At 65.5% G+C, this 13,088-nt stretch carries 10 protein-coding genes and 1 riboswitch; of the genes, 3 read left to right on the top strand and 7 right to left on the bottom strand.

Annotation, left to right across the window (positions count from 1 at the left end; all coding sequences use genetic code 11):
• The first annotated feature begins 106 nt into the window (after nt 1–106).
• A riboswitch (cyclic di-GMP riboswitch) is annotated at nt 107–180 on the top strand.
• 145 nt (nt 181–325) lie between these two features.
• Nucleotides 326–1,981, top strand: coding sequence for an ATP-binding protein (locus tag C3E77_RS02815; protein WP_108390246.1), 1,656 nt, complete (start codon nt 326–328; stop codon nt 1,979–1,981).
• A 42-nt stretch (nt 1,982–2,023) separates the two neighbouring features.
• Here C3E77_RS02815 and C3E77_RS02810 read toward each other — a convergent pair whose 3' ends face one another.
• Nucleotides 2,024–2,767 (bottom strand): YoaK family protein, encoded by a 744-nt coding sequence (locus C3E77_RS02810; protein ID WP_158270271.1) that lies wholly within the window; start codon nt 2,765–2,767, stop codon nt 2,024–2,026.
• 264 nt (nt 2,768–3,031) lie between these two features.
• Between C3E77_RS02810 and C3E77_RS02805 the strand changes: the two genes are divergently transcribed.
• Nucleotides 3,032–3,787 carry an SDR family NAD(P)-dependent oxidoreductase gene (locus tag C3E77_RS02805; protein WP_108390244.1) on the top strand — a complete coding sequence of 252 codons (756 nt, stop codon included), beginning with the start codon at nt 3,032–3,034 and terminating at the stop codon, nt 3,785–3,787.
• 74 nt (nt 3,788–3,861) lie between these two features.
• On the opposite strand, the gene C3E77_RS02800 is transcribed toward C3E77_RS02805, so the two are convergent.
• The 6 genes from C3E77_RS02800 to C3E77_RS02775 form a co-directional block, all read right to left on the bottom strand.
• On the bottom strand, nt 3,862–5,595 hold the full coding sequence (locus C3E77_RS02800) for a DUF4832 domain-containing protein (protein ID WP_120694489.1): 1,734 nt from the start codon (nt 5,593–5,595) through the stop codon (nt 3,862–3,864).
• A 62-nt stretch (nt 5,596–5,657) separates the two neighbouring features.
• Nucleotides 5,658–6,551, bottom strand: a complete 894-nt coding sequence (locus C3E77_RS02795; RefSeq protein ID WP_234031265.1) for a carbohydrate ABC transporter permease — start codon at nt 6,549–6,551, stop codon at nt 5,658–5,660.
• Complete coding sequence (locus tag C3E77_RS02790; RefSeq protein ID WP_108390243.1) at nt 6,544–7,518, bottom strand: carbohydrate ABC transporter permease; 975 nt, start codon at nt 7,516–7,518, stop codon at nt 6,544–6,546. The genes C3E77_RS02795 and C3E77_RS02790 overlap by 8 nt, the downstream gene beginning before the upstream one ends.
• 3 nt (nt 7,519–7,521) lie before the next feature.
• The gene (locus tag C3E77_RS02785) at nt 7,522–8,823 is read right to left on the bottom strand and encodes an ABC transporter substrate-binding protein (RefSeq protein WP_108390242.1); all 1,302 of its coding nucleotides are present in this window, start codon (nt 8,821–8,823) and stop codon (nt 7,522–7,524) included.
• Nucleotides 8,820–10,160 carry a Gfo/Idh/MocA family protein gene (locus C3E77_RS02780; protein WP_108390241.1) on the bottom strand — a complete coding sequence of 447 codons (1,341 nt, stop codon included), beginning with the start codon at nt 10,158–10,160 and terminating at the stop codon, nt 8,820–8,822. The genes C3E77_RS02785 and C3E77_RS02780 overlap by 4 nt, the downstream gene beginning before the upstream one ends.
• Nucleotides 10,161–10,462: 302 nt before the next feature.
• On the bottom strand, nt 10,463–11,305 hold the full coding sequence (locus tag C3E77_RS02775; protein WP_108390240.1) for a DeoR/GlpR family DNA-binding transcription regulator: 843 nt from the start codon (nt 11,303–11,305) through the stop codon (nt 10,463–10,465).
• 172 nt (nt 11,306–11,477) lie between these two features.
• Between C3E77_RS02775 and C3E77_RS02770 the strand changes: the two genes are divergently transcribed.
• Entirely contained in the window at nt 11,478–12,869 is a 1,392-nt protein-coding gene (locus tag C3E77_RS02770) for an MFS transporter (RefSeq protein WP_108390239.1), read from the top strand.
• The last annotated feature ends 219 nt before the right edge of the window (nt 12,870–13,088 follow it).

Here is a 13,088-nt window from a genome sequence, read left to right as displayed (position 1 = left end):
ACAAAGTAACTTGACGATCAAACTACTCGTGTTAGTTTTCGGGTGCTGAAGTATGCGTCTCGGGGGACAGCGGCACCGATCTCCCTTGGCTGCGCTGAATCATCCTCACCGATAACGGCAAACCCGACGTAAGTCGGCGGCGCAAAGGCACGGGACCCACGGGTTAGCCGGTCTACCGAACAAGAGAGAATCACCATGCGTAAATCAACACGTGCGGCAGCCGCGCGTCGACTGGTCCGCTGGAAGGCATCACGGTGACTGATGAACGTGCAGGTCAGGAGGGCTGGGTCGCGAGCGCCGCACTTCTCGGGGCGGAGCGGGTCAGTTGAACGCACCTGAGGCCGGGCCGGTCGTGACAGCAATCGGGCGCGCGCTGGTCGTCGCCCCGGATGAGGAGTGGGCAGACGACGTGGTCCGCCGTCTCACAGAGGCAGGTGCGGAGGTGACGCACGCGCGTGACGCCGCGGAGGCATCCGTTTCGCTGGCCGAGAAAGTGCCGGACCTCTTTGTTATCGCGGGCTCCGACGCGGCAATGCGCGATCACCACGCGATTCAGCAAGCGATGCAACTCACCGGGGAGCGCGCGAGCGACGATGACGTGCCGGTGGTCGTCATCCGTATCGACGACGCCCCTCTTGACGAGCACCTCTTCGCGCTGCTTCGCAGCGCTGACACGGTGAGCGCCGCCGACGCTCACAGCGAATTGCTGTTTCGGGCGCGAGTGCTGATTCGGCGGAGCCAGACCCGAAAAGAGATGGCGAGTCATGCCGACACTCTGCGTCAGCGCGCTCGCGCGGTCTCGTCGACAGTGCTGGCGTCCATCGACCCGGACGACATCGCGCACGCGCTCGTCACGGGACTGGGCGACGTTCTCGCGACGGACTACGCGATGGCCGTCACCTTCGATAATGGGCAGTTGCCGCGGGTGGCGGCATTCTGGCCGACGGTGGCGATCTCCCCCGACGTGGAGCTTGCCGACAGCCAACCGGTGCTTCGCGCCCTGGCAAATTCGCTCTGGGCAACCGCCTCGATGCTCATCACTGATCCGCAGGCGGAATGGGCTGGCTCTCCCGTGCGCACAATGCTCGCGCCCTGGGCATCGAAACTGGACGCCGCTACCGGAGTGCTCGTGCCCATCGGACAGGGAGAGTCGGCCACCGGGCTCGTCTGGATCGGCAGCCGCACACCCCGAACATGGTCGCCAAGTGAACTCGGGGCCCTACAGTCGATGGCCCTGAGCGCGGGTGCCAGCCTGTTGCAGAGCCACCTGGTCGTCACACTCCGTCACGCCTCCCGCTACTCCGCGCGAATGAACAAGACGCACCGCGACATCATCTCCACAATCAGCCACGAGTTGCGCACCCCGCTCACGTCCATCACCGGTTACCTCGAACTCATTCGCGACGACGCGAGCCTCCCCCCTGATATTGGCGGCATGGTCGCCATCGTAGAACGCAACGCCCACCTCCTCAGCGCCCTGGTCAACGAGGTCGTCGACGTCTCACGTGTCGGCACGGATGACACTCACGAAGCGACGCCCGTCGCACTCGGTCAGCTGCTGGTCGCTGTCGCCGCCGATCTTCGGGTCGCGATGGAAGACAGGAATCTGACCTGCACTGTCACGGCCGATGCGCACGCCATCGTTCTCGGCAACACCGATCGCCTCGAACAGGCGATCAGCAGTATCGTCCACAATGCCGTGAAGTTCTCACCGCTGGGCGGGAAGCTGACGCTTTCGGTCGAATCGGACGAGCACGGATGCCGCCTCACGGCCAGCGATGCAGGAATCGGCATCCCCGAGGAAGACCTTCCCCACATTTTCGACCGCTTCTTCCGCGCGTCGAACGCCACGGCATCCGCTATCGGCGGGATGGGGCTGGGTCTCTCGCTGGTCAAGCAGGTTGTCGCGGAACACCAGGGCACCATCGATGTGCGGTCCCGAGTCGGGCACGGAACGACGGTGGTTGTGCAGTTCGATTAGGCCGCAAGAAACGGACGTCGCCATGAGTGAGAACACGCCTCTCTATATGCGCGACTGACGGATGCCTGACCGCGCTAACCGGTTTGACACCACCCTGAGCACGACAGCTCCGCACCCCATCACGACTCCCCCGGCGCACGTCGCCACCGCCGCACCGAACGAGAAGTACAGCGCGGCACCCACATACGCACCGAGCGCCATAGCGAGAATCGCGAGCAGCTTGCGCAACCAGTGCGGGTCGTTCTTGCCGACAAACCAACCGTCACTGGCGAGGTTCACGATGGTCATCGTGACGACGACGGTGCTGATGTCGCGGATGCCGACAGGCTTGAGGGCGGATGCCTGCGCGCCAAGAAAAAAGGCGAGCACGCCGGTGACCAGCAGGATTCCGGTTGAATCGAGCGGCTCGATCCATCCCCAGCCCACTCCGATCGCGAGGGTGGCGGCGGTCCCACACGCCAGCATCACGGTGGTCGCGCGCGGGACCCGATCGCGCGTCGGCCGAATCCTGAGCACCCGGGCAGCGACGATCACGCCGAGCACGAAGGCGAGCAGGGCGACGAGGAGGTTGATGACCGGAAGCTCCTGCTGCCCACCGAGCGCGAACCCGACGAACAAGACGTTGCCCGTCATGTTGCCGGTGAACACCTGGTCGAGCGCGTGATAACTCACGCCGTCGAGGATGCCCGTGGACACCGAGAGGATGAGGAGTGCGGCCACTAGCCCGGTGTCACGGGCGGCCGTCGGCGGCTGCGCCGCTGAGGCGCTGGATGGGGTGTTCGGCATTGTCGCCTCCTGGTCGTGTGGCAACGCACTCGGCGTCGGCACCATGACAGTGCCATGGCCGGATACCGGCCAGAGGCGGATGACACTCGGCGCGCTGCCGGGGCGCACGACACCGTCGAAATGGAAGGTTTGCTCACTTATTGCTGGGAGGTCTATGCAGAGTGATGAAATAGGCTGACCTCGGAGGTCGTTATGCCTCTAGACGGTCCGGAAGGACCGCCCCTATCCAGAAATGCGGGACTTGGTCCCGAGCAAGGAAACACAATGGGAAATTTTGAAGGAAAGTCCGCACTCGTCACCGGTGGCGGCTCCGGCATCGGCGAAGCGATCAGCAAGGAACTCGCCAGCAATGGCGCCAAGGTTGTCGTCGCTGACATCAACCTCGAGAGCGCGACCCGCGTCGCTGACGAGATCACCGCCGCTGGCGGAACCGCTGTTCCGTTCCAGTCGAACACGATGATCGCTGAAGACAGCAAGAAGGCCGTCGACTTCGCCATCGAGACCTTCGGTGCCCTTAACTACGCGGTGAACAACGCCGGCATCGGTGGCGCCCCCGCCCTGACCGGTGACACCGACCTCGAGAACTGGGAGCGCGTCATCGGCATCAACCTCAACGGTGTGCTGTTCGGTATGCGGTACCAGATCCCCGCCATCCTCGAGTCCGGTGCGGCCGAAGGCGGCATCGTCAACATGGCCTCGATCCACGGCGCCGTCGCTGCCCTCGGCTCCTCGGCATACACCGCCTCGAAGCACGCGGTTGTCGGCCTCACCAAGAACGCCGCTGCCGAGTACGGAGCACAGGGACTGCGCATCAACGCCGTCGGCCCCGGCTACATCGACACCCCGCTGCTCGAAGCCGCTCCCGCCGAGATGCTCGAGGGACTCAAGGGCAAGCACCCGCTCGGACGCCTCGGCCGTCCCGAGGAGATCGCCAACGTCGCAGCGTTCCTGCTGTCAGACAAGGCAAGCTTCATGACCGGCGCCTACGTGCTGGTCGACGGCGGCTACACCACCGTCTAAGCAACAGATTCACACACGAACGGGCACCGGATGGCGACATCCGGTGCCCGTTCGGCGTCTCGGCGAGCGCCGGCCTAGCTGAGCTGGCTCTGTCGGCGACGGAGCGCGACGAGCGCACCGGTGCCGATCAGCATCGCGACCGCCGCAGCGACAGCGAGGCCGAGCGGGCTGGACTCGCTACCGGTGTTGGCCAGCGGGTCACGGGCATCCGTCGTGTCATCACCGCTCACCACCGGAGCGACGTTGCCCGGAGCGGCGCCGGGGGCGGCCGGGGCGGGCACCTCAGGCGCGGGGTCCGCAGGGTCCACGGGAGCAGGCGTGACCACCGGCGCCGCAGCACCGATCGTCACCGTCTGGCCGAGCGCGTTGAGACCCGTGGCCGGATCCCAGGTGTCGACGTTCGCGGTCTGGATGGCGAACCGCGGGTCGTCGCTCACGGCCTGAATGGCCAGGGGGGCGTCCACACTCGTGCCGGCATCTCCCGCTGGAAGAGCGAGGTACGCCCGGTACTCCCCGTCAGGAATGCCGGCGAATGACGCGGTGAGCGTTGTGGTCGTACCAGGCATCCACAGGCGCGCATCGTCGTTGCCGTCGAACGGCACTTCGAAGCGGCCCATGTCGCCCTCGAGAACCAGAACAGCTGTCCTCGGGTTGTACGGAGCCGCCCAGCCGTCGTTGCGAACGTCGACCGAGATCTGGGTCGCGCCGCCATCATCCGCCGAGAGCGTGCTCTCGGTCATCACGAAACGGTAGCCCAGACGTTGGGCTGTCTCTTCGATGCCCTCTGCACCCCACGTGTTGAGCACGTCCTTGTTGTAGTCGCGGTTGAGGTAGCTGTAGTTGTAGCGCGCCATCTCAGCCGATGCGCTCGCCCACTCGGAGCGCGGCGGGTTGACGTTGCAGGTCTCACCACCGATCGGCACGTACTTGCTGTCGGCCTCGAGGTACTCCTGGTCGAGTTCGATCGGGTCGGACAGGAACGTTCCCCAGTCATCTGGCGCCGCGAGGAAGCAGTCGTTGTGATGCCCGACACGGGAGATATCGCTGCCGTCGTGCGCCTGCGCGGGAGTGATCGCTCCCGCGGCGCCGGTCGGAACGTCGAGAAGTTTCTGCTTCGAGAGCATCGTGCGTACCTGGACCGACCTGTCGGCGGGCAGCGCCTCGAGCAGTGCGTCGGTCACCGCAGAGCGATTGGCCCAGTCCTCCTCAGTGACAACGCCGGGGTTGGCGGGGTCTGCGACAAAGTGGTCGGTGTAATAACCCTCGCCCCAGAGGCCGATGAGTCCGTTCTGAACGACGGGAATGACATCCGCGTTCGCCCGCAGAATCGGGGTGAGCTGCTCGATGTGCGCGAGAACGATGTCGAGCGGTGCGTCACCGTGCGGCGGCTCGTATGGCCAGGCGCCGCCCTGCACGTAAGCGAACCGGGTGATCACCGAGATGCCAGCCTCGCGCGCCGTGTCGTAGTCGGCCTGGACGAGGGCGAGGAACTCGGGGTCAAGCGTCGGGGTGTTGACGAACTTCTCGAGGTAGAACACCCGGAGGATCTGGGTGACACCCTCGGTGCGGAACGCCTCGATTTCCGCACGGTTCAGCGGCACATAACCGGAACCGTCGGCCCGGTAGTGCGTTTCGGTGTGGTCATAGAACCCGCGCTCGGGGTTGGCGATGACCCCCGCACTTTCTTCGTATTGAACCGTGACGTCCCCGGGGGCCGCGACGGCGGCAGACGGAATGGCTAACGCCGCTATCCCCGCCAGCGCGATTCCGATCGGTACGAATCTCTTGCGATTTTTCCTTTGTTGCACGGTGGATCTCCTTCAGTCGGATGATGCTTTGTGTGGAACGGAAAAGGCGTGAGGGATGCCGGTTACTTGAGCCCGCTGGACGCGAGGCCGTCGATAACACGGCGCTGCAAAACAATGAACATGATCAACACGGGTGCCATGGCGAGCAGGCTCGCTGCCATCACGACCGGGTAGTCGGTGGTGCGGTCGCCGATGAGCGTTGCGAGCCCCGCCGACAACGGCATCCGGTCGCTGAATGTGGTGACAACGAGCGGCCAGAGCAGCTCGTTCCACGACCACAGCACGGTGGTGATCGCGAGCACGCTGATCGTCGGGCCGGCCAGCGGCAGCATGACCTTCCAGAAGATCTGGAACGGGTTCGCGCCGTCGAGACGGGCCGCTTCTTCGAGCTCGGTCGGCATCGCGAGGAACGCGGTGCGCATCAGGAAGGTGCCGAACGCGCTGAACAGGCCGGGCAGCACCAGGCCGCCGAGCGTGTTGAGCAGGCCGAGGTTCTGCACGATCTGGTACTGCGACAGCAGGTACACCTGCGACGGCACCATCAGAATCGAGAGAACGAGCGCGAGCAGGATGCCCCTCCCCCGGAACCGCATGCGCGCGAACGCATACCCGGCGAGGGTGCAGAACAGGATCTGGGCGACCGTGCGGATCACGGTGATCACCACCGACGTCGTCAGCTGTTCCAGGAACGGAAGTCGCGTGAACACGGCGGCGTAGTTCTGCCACTGCCGCTCCGCCGGCCAGAACACCGGTGTGACGCTCTGCACCTCTGCGTTCGTCGACAGCGACATGATGATCTGCCAGACGAAGGGGAAGGCCATCAGCAGCCCGCCGCCACCGAGGATGATGTGCGCGAACACGTGCGACCCGCCGCGATGGCGAGTGCGACGACGCGGGGTCGGCGCTGAGCTCCTCGCCGCGGGAGGAACCCGAACGGATGCGACTGCCTCAGTCAACCTGGACCCACCGTTTCTGCAAGCGGAACTGGATCGCGGTCACGATTCCGATGATGACGAAGATCACCATGGCGATCGCCGCCGCGTAACCCTTGTCGTTGTTCACGAAACCCTCGCGATAGAAGAAGTAGACGAGCGACATGCTCTTGGGCAGGACCGGGTTGGAGCTGCCGAGGATGGCGTAGAGAAGGTCGAACACCTGGAAGCTCGAGATGATCGTGACGATCGAGATGAAGAAGATGCTCGGCGTGAGCAACGGGACGGTGATCGAGCGGAACTGCCGCCACCTGGTTGCTCCGTCGAGTTCGGATGCCTCATACATTTCGGGCGGGATGCTTTTGAGACCAGCGGCGAGCACGATCATCGCGAACCCGAGTGACGACCACAGGCCGACGATCGCGACAGCAACCGTTGCGGCACCGGGCGTGCTGATCCAGTACGGCCCGTCGATGCCGAGAAAACCGAGTCCATAGTTCAAGAGTCCGAAGTCGCCGTTGAAGATGATGCGCCAGACCATCGCGACCGCCGTCGGCATCGCCACATACGGGAGAAAGAACAGCACCCGGTACAGCGACGCGAAGCGGAGGCCTGGCAGGTTCAGCAGGCTGGCGAGGAAGACAGCGATCGGGATGCCGAGCATCACGATGCCCGTGTACAGCAGGGTGTTGCCGAAGGAGAGGTACAGCGCCGGGTCGGCGAACAGGGCGACGTAGTTCTCGAATCCGGCGAAGTCCCACCCGCCGAATGCTCCCCAGTCGGTGAGCGAGTAGAACGCGGTCTGGAGGATCGGCCAGAAGTAGAACACCGAGATCCCGCCGACCAGAGGGGCGAGGAAGAGCCACGGCCAGATGCCGTCACCGGCGAAGCGACGCCGCGGTGGCTGGGGCGGGGCGCCCCTCCCGGCTCGCGCCGCCCGACCCGTGCGGGTCAGGGCGGGCGAGCCGGGAGTGTGCGTTTCGGTTGTCACTGGTTACTCCTCGGCGAGAGCCGCATCCATCTGCTCGGCGAGTTCCGCGGTGACCTCAGCGGTCGGGCGCTCACCGGAGAACGCCTGCGGCAGCAGTTCGGTCTCGAGGGCGTTCCAGACTGCAGAGTTGTTGCTCACCGGGAGGGGCTTCGAGTATTCGACCGCGTCGAGGAAGATCTGCAGGTTGGCGTCAGGCATCGACTGCGTGAAGGCATCCTGTGTTCCGGTGAATGCCGGGATCATCGCGCCGGCGTCACCCTGCTGCTGCTGGGCTTCTTCGCTGGCGAGGAAGACCTGGAACGCCTGGGCAGCCTGCTTGTTCTTGGAGTCTGCGGAGACGACGTTCGAGACACCGTGGATGACCGTGGCCTGCTCCTCGCCGGCGGGCAGCGGAAGAGCCGTGATGTCACCGGCGAAGGGGAGGTCGGTCAGTGCCGAGCGGAACCAGCTGCCGCCCCAGTACATGGCGAGCTTGCCCGAGGTGAACCACTGGTCTGCCGTGGTGTCGGTCAGCTGCTGGATGGACGGTGAACCGCCGCTCGCGATGAGGTCGCTCCAGAACTGGATGCCGGCCTGCGATCCTTCCGAGGCGTACCCGGAGGTGTCACCATCGATGACCGAGCCGCCGGCCTGGAAGATCGTGTTGTAGTAGGTGGTCTGGCCGTCCATGCCGCCGGCGGCACCGTAGATGCCCTCGCCCGCGAGTGCGGTCGAGATCTCGGTGGCCGCGGTCTGGAAGTCATCCCAGGTCCAGTCCTCGCTCGGCAGTTCGACCCCGGCCTGTTCGAACAGTGCCTTGTTGGTCCAGACGCCGATCGTGTCGAAGTCCTTCGGCACGCCGTACTGCTCGTCGCCGACGTTGTAGAGGTCGACGAGCGACTCCGGGTAGTTCGACAGCTCGATGTCACCGGCGTCAACAGCCCCGGCGATCGGCTCGAGCAGTCCGTTGGAGGCGTACAGGCCGATGTTCGGGCCGTTCATCCAGAACACGTCGGGAAGCGTCTTGCTCGAACCCTGCGTCTGCAGCTTGGTCCAGTACTCGGAGTACGGCGTCACGTTGACGTTCACTTCGATGTTCGGGTAGAGCTCGTTGAACGCGTCGATGTTCTCTTCGATCGCGGACACCTGGTTCTTGTCCCACAGCCCGTAGGTGATGGATGCCTTCAGGTCTTTATCGGGGGCGCCGTATTCGCCGCTGTCGCTGGTTCCGGCATCCGAGCTGCAGCCGCTGACCGCGAGCATGAGGCCCATGGCTGCGGCCACTCCGGCGGTCAACCGCCGGGCGGAGGGGGTGGACGAGGTCATGAGGGGGTCCTTTCACTGGGTGGCGCGTCTGTTGTGATTGTCGGTTGGTGCAAGTCAGCGGTGCGGGAGGTGAAGTGGGAGAGAACCGCCGGCGCCAGGTCCGGGACGGTCATGGGGGTGGAGCCGGCACGGAGGGATGCCGCGGCCAGCGACCCGGCAGCGACGGCTTCACGCGCGGCGATGGGCGACACGATGGTGGGAGCGCCGTCGAGCACGTGGGCCAGGAATTCTGTCATCGTGAGGAGATCGGCATCCGCGTGGCCGCTCGCGACGCCCTCGATCGGGTACTCGGCGTCTCCCGCCTCCTGCCACTCGTGGCGGCGGTTCCAGACCTTGACGGTGCCGCCCGCGGTGTCACCGAAGTTCTCGAGGCGACCCTCGGTGCCGATGACCGTGTAGTTGCGCCAGTAGTCGGGGGTGAAGTGGCACTGCTGGTAGCTTGCCTGCACACCGTTGTCGAGGGTCATGAGCATCATCGAGACGTCTTCGACGTCGACAACGGGGTTGAGTCCGGTCTGCGCGGCCGGGGGCCAGTTGTCGAGCGAGAACCAGTCCTCCATGACCTCGCCCGGGCGCTCCCGGCGGTCGGTGATGTCGCCGTAGACCATGAGGTCGCCCATGCCGACGACGCGGCGGGTATACCCGGAGGCGAGGTAGTGGACGATGTCGATGTCGTGGCTGGCCTTCTGCAGCAGGAGGGTTCCGGTTTTGGATCGGTCGGCGTGCCAGTCCTTGAAGTAGTAGTCGCCGCCGTTGCCGACGAAGTGGCGGACCCAGACGGCCTTAACCTCGCCGATCTCGCCGCGTTCGATGATCTCGCGCATCACCCGGACCACGCCGGAGTGACGGAAGTTGTGGCCGACGTACAGCGGGGTGCCCGTCTCGGCCGCTGTCGTGAGTACCCGATCGGCTCCCTCGAGCGAGATGGCAAGCGGTTTCTCGAGGTAGACGGCAATGCCGGCCTCGAGCAGGGCGACAGCGATGTTCTCGTGGGTGTGGTCCGGGGTGGTGACGATCGCCGCGTCGATTCCGCCGGCGGCGATGAGCTCGTCGAGCGATGAGTACGCCGTCGCGTCGGGGAAGAGGGAGCGTGCCCGCTCGCGGCCAGGCTCGGTGGTGTCGACGGCGGCGACCACGCGCGCACCGGGACGAGCCTCGGCGACGTGGTGTGCGATCACACTGCGGGCGCCGGTTCCGATGACGGCGACTGCCAGCTCGGCGTCGGTGTTGCCGACCGTGCCGCTGGCGTCTGTACCGGTGTTGCCGCCGGGGTTACCACCGGCGTTATCGCGGGCGCTATCGCTGCGGATGCCGCCGGGGGTTGAGCTGAGATTCATCTGCTGGAGTCCACTTCGTTGTGTCTTCTGCCATCTTGCACCATGCTGCGCGACTTTGTCACGTTTGATGTAGAAATGATCACAAAACAGCACAGTAGTGCTGCTCTCCGCGCTGGGGAAGGATCGGTTGCTCTTATTTACCTGGCCGTAACACTGCGACAGTGCGGTGCTGCGATGTCAGCGGTGTCGGGCGGGGCCTGCACCGCTTCCTCGGGGTCGGACTCACGCCGCTCTCGCCGGAGCGAGACGTTGCACCGTCGTGCCCCGCCGGGTCAGTCCGCGTCACTCGACGTCGGCCCGGGTCAGTCCGCGTCACTCGACGTCGGCCCGGGTCCATCCGCTTCGCCCGCCTCGGCGGGTGCCGCCACGACGAGCTCGACACCAGCCGCGGCGAGGTCCGCGGCAAACCCCGGCGACACTTCGGCATCCGTCACGAGGATGTCGATCTCGTTCATCGGGCGGATTCTCGCGAAGGTGCTTCGCCCGAGCTTGGTTGAGTCCGCGGCCACGATCACACGCTGGGCGACGGCGGCGATTTCGCTGCTGGCATCCGCTTCTCCCTCGTGAATGGTCGTCGCGCCGAATGCGGCGCTGAGCCCGTCAACGCCGAGGACCGCGGTGTTGAGGCTGAAGCCGCGCAGTGCCGCGCCGACGAGCGGACCGACCAGCTCGTATGACTGGCGGCGCGGGAAACCGCCGGTGACCACGATTTTGATGTGGTCGCGCACCGACATCTCATAGGCAATGTTGAGGGCGTTGGTGACGATTGTGACGCCGACCTTGTCGGGTCCGACGCGGAGCCGCTCGCTCCGTCCGAGCATCCGTGCGACCTCGCTCGTTGTCGTGCCGCCGTTCAGGCCGACGGACTCCCCCGGTTCGATGAGGTCGGCGACGGCCCTGGCGATCGCGACCTTGGCCTCGGCCTGGCGCGCGATCTTGTACTGGAGCGGGAGCTCGTACGCCGAGCCGAGTGCGGATGCACCGCCGTGGGTGCGGGTCACGAGGCCCTGCTCGGCGAGCGCGTTGAGGTCGCGGCGTACCGTCGCCGTTGAGACGCCGAGCGCCTGACTGACCTCGGCGATCGACACGTTGCCCCGTTCACCGACGAGCTCGAGTACGACATTGAGTCGGCCCTGTTGAATCACGGCGACCCTCCTTCTCACGCTGCCATCACATCCGACATGACGTGATTGATATTGATCAAGTTCGACCATATCGATCAATTGCAGCGAGAGGCGAGGAATGTGGCGCGAAGTTGGTCTTTGATGGCAGTCACGACGGGTGGCCCATGTCGGCGGCGGCGCGTAGCCTTAACCGGTGAATTCCGAGCCAACCTCATCCTCAGCCGACGACGTCCTCGCAACCGGCGCCGAGGCATCCGCTGTGCCCGCGCACTGGAAACGGAATGTTTCACTCTTTCTCAGCGGCCAGACCATCTCGCTGTTCGGATCGATGATCGTGCAGTACGCGGTGATGTGGTACGTCACTTTTGCCACCCAGTCGGGCTTTGCGATCGCTCTCTATGCCCTCGCCGCGTTCCTGCCGCAGGGCATTGTGTCGATCTTCGGCGGCGTCGTTGCCGACCGGATGAACCGGCGCGTGCTCGTGATTATCGCCGACAGCACGATTGCGGCGGTGACGCTGGTGCTCGCGCTAGCGATGTTCAACGGCATCACCGACCTGTGGGTGATTCTGCTCGCTGTCGGAGCGCGATCGATCGGGGCGGGGTTCCAGACCCCCGCGGTGCAGGCGATGATCCCGCAGATCGTGCCGGCCGAGAACCTGATGCGGGTGAACGGGCTCTTCGGGTCGATCCAGTCGGCGATGGCGCTGCTCGCGCCCGCGGCCGCTGGTGCCGTCTTCGGGCTCTGGGGCATCGTTCCGGTGTTCTTTATCGACGTCGTCACCGCCGTGATCGGCGTCGGTTTCCTCGCCTTCGTTTCGGTGCCGACGCTCGCGTCGATTGCCTCGAAGACCACGAGCTACCGCGAAGACCTGGTCGAGGGGATGCTCTACATCTGGCAGCACCGGGTAGTTCGCTGGCTGCTCGGTGTCTTCGCCATCATCTTCCTGCTCACCGTTGCGCCCTCGTTCATCACGCCGCTGCTGATCGCGCGCACCTTCGGAACAGAGGTGTGGATGGTGACGGTGCTCGAGATCGCGTTCAGCGTTGGCATGATTCTCGGCGGCGTTCTGGTGGCGACGGTGCTGGCGAAGTTCGGTCGGATGCCGCTCATCCTGTTCGCGACGTTCGGTTTCGCGGTGTTCACCATCGCTCTCGGGCTCGCGCCCGACCTGTGGCTGTTCTATGGGTTCATGTTTGCGTTCGGCCTGCTCGTTCCACTGTTCTCCGCACCGTTCATGACTCTCGTGCAAGAGACGGTGCAGCCCGAGATGCACGGGCGCGTCTTCAGCTATGTCGGCATCGTGATGGCGCTGGCCACCCCGATCGGCATGACGGTGTTCGGGCCGCTCGCCGACGTGATCAGTGTGCACACGCTGCTCATCATCGCCGGGGTGGTGACGATTCTCGTGATGACGGTCGCCGTGCTGCTGCCGTCGGGGCGGGCGGCGATCGCGGCGGCGAGGGCGCAGCGCCCGGCGGAGGGTGCCGAGGGTGCCGAGGGTGCCGAGGGTGCCGAGGGTGCCGAGGGTGCGGACGGCACAGACCAGGCGGATGCCGCGAGGCGCGAGGCCGACGCGCGATAGCCGGCGCGCGTGGCGAGCGCCCGCCCACCCACCGCTGCAGCTACTTCCGTTCCGCGGCAGAAGCTTCTGCAGCGCAACGCTGGATGTGCAGCGCTCGAGCCGCGCTACCCCGTCCCACCACGTACGCGCGCGACCGAGCCGCAGACCCGAGCCCACCGGCTCACGCCAGGCGCAGGGCAGCCCCGCCCACCCACCGCTGCAGCTACTTCCGTTGCGCGG

It is taken from the genome of Mycetocola zhujimingii (assembly GCF_003065425.1).
GTDB classification, from domain to species: domain Bacteria; phylum Actinomycetota; class Actinomycetes; order Actinomycetales; family Microbacteriaceae; genus Mycetocola_A; species Mycetocola_A zhujimingii.
The sequence above is the reverse complement of the archived record's forward strand: the minus strand, read 5'-3'. Positions and strand labels throughout refer to the sequence as shown.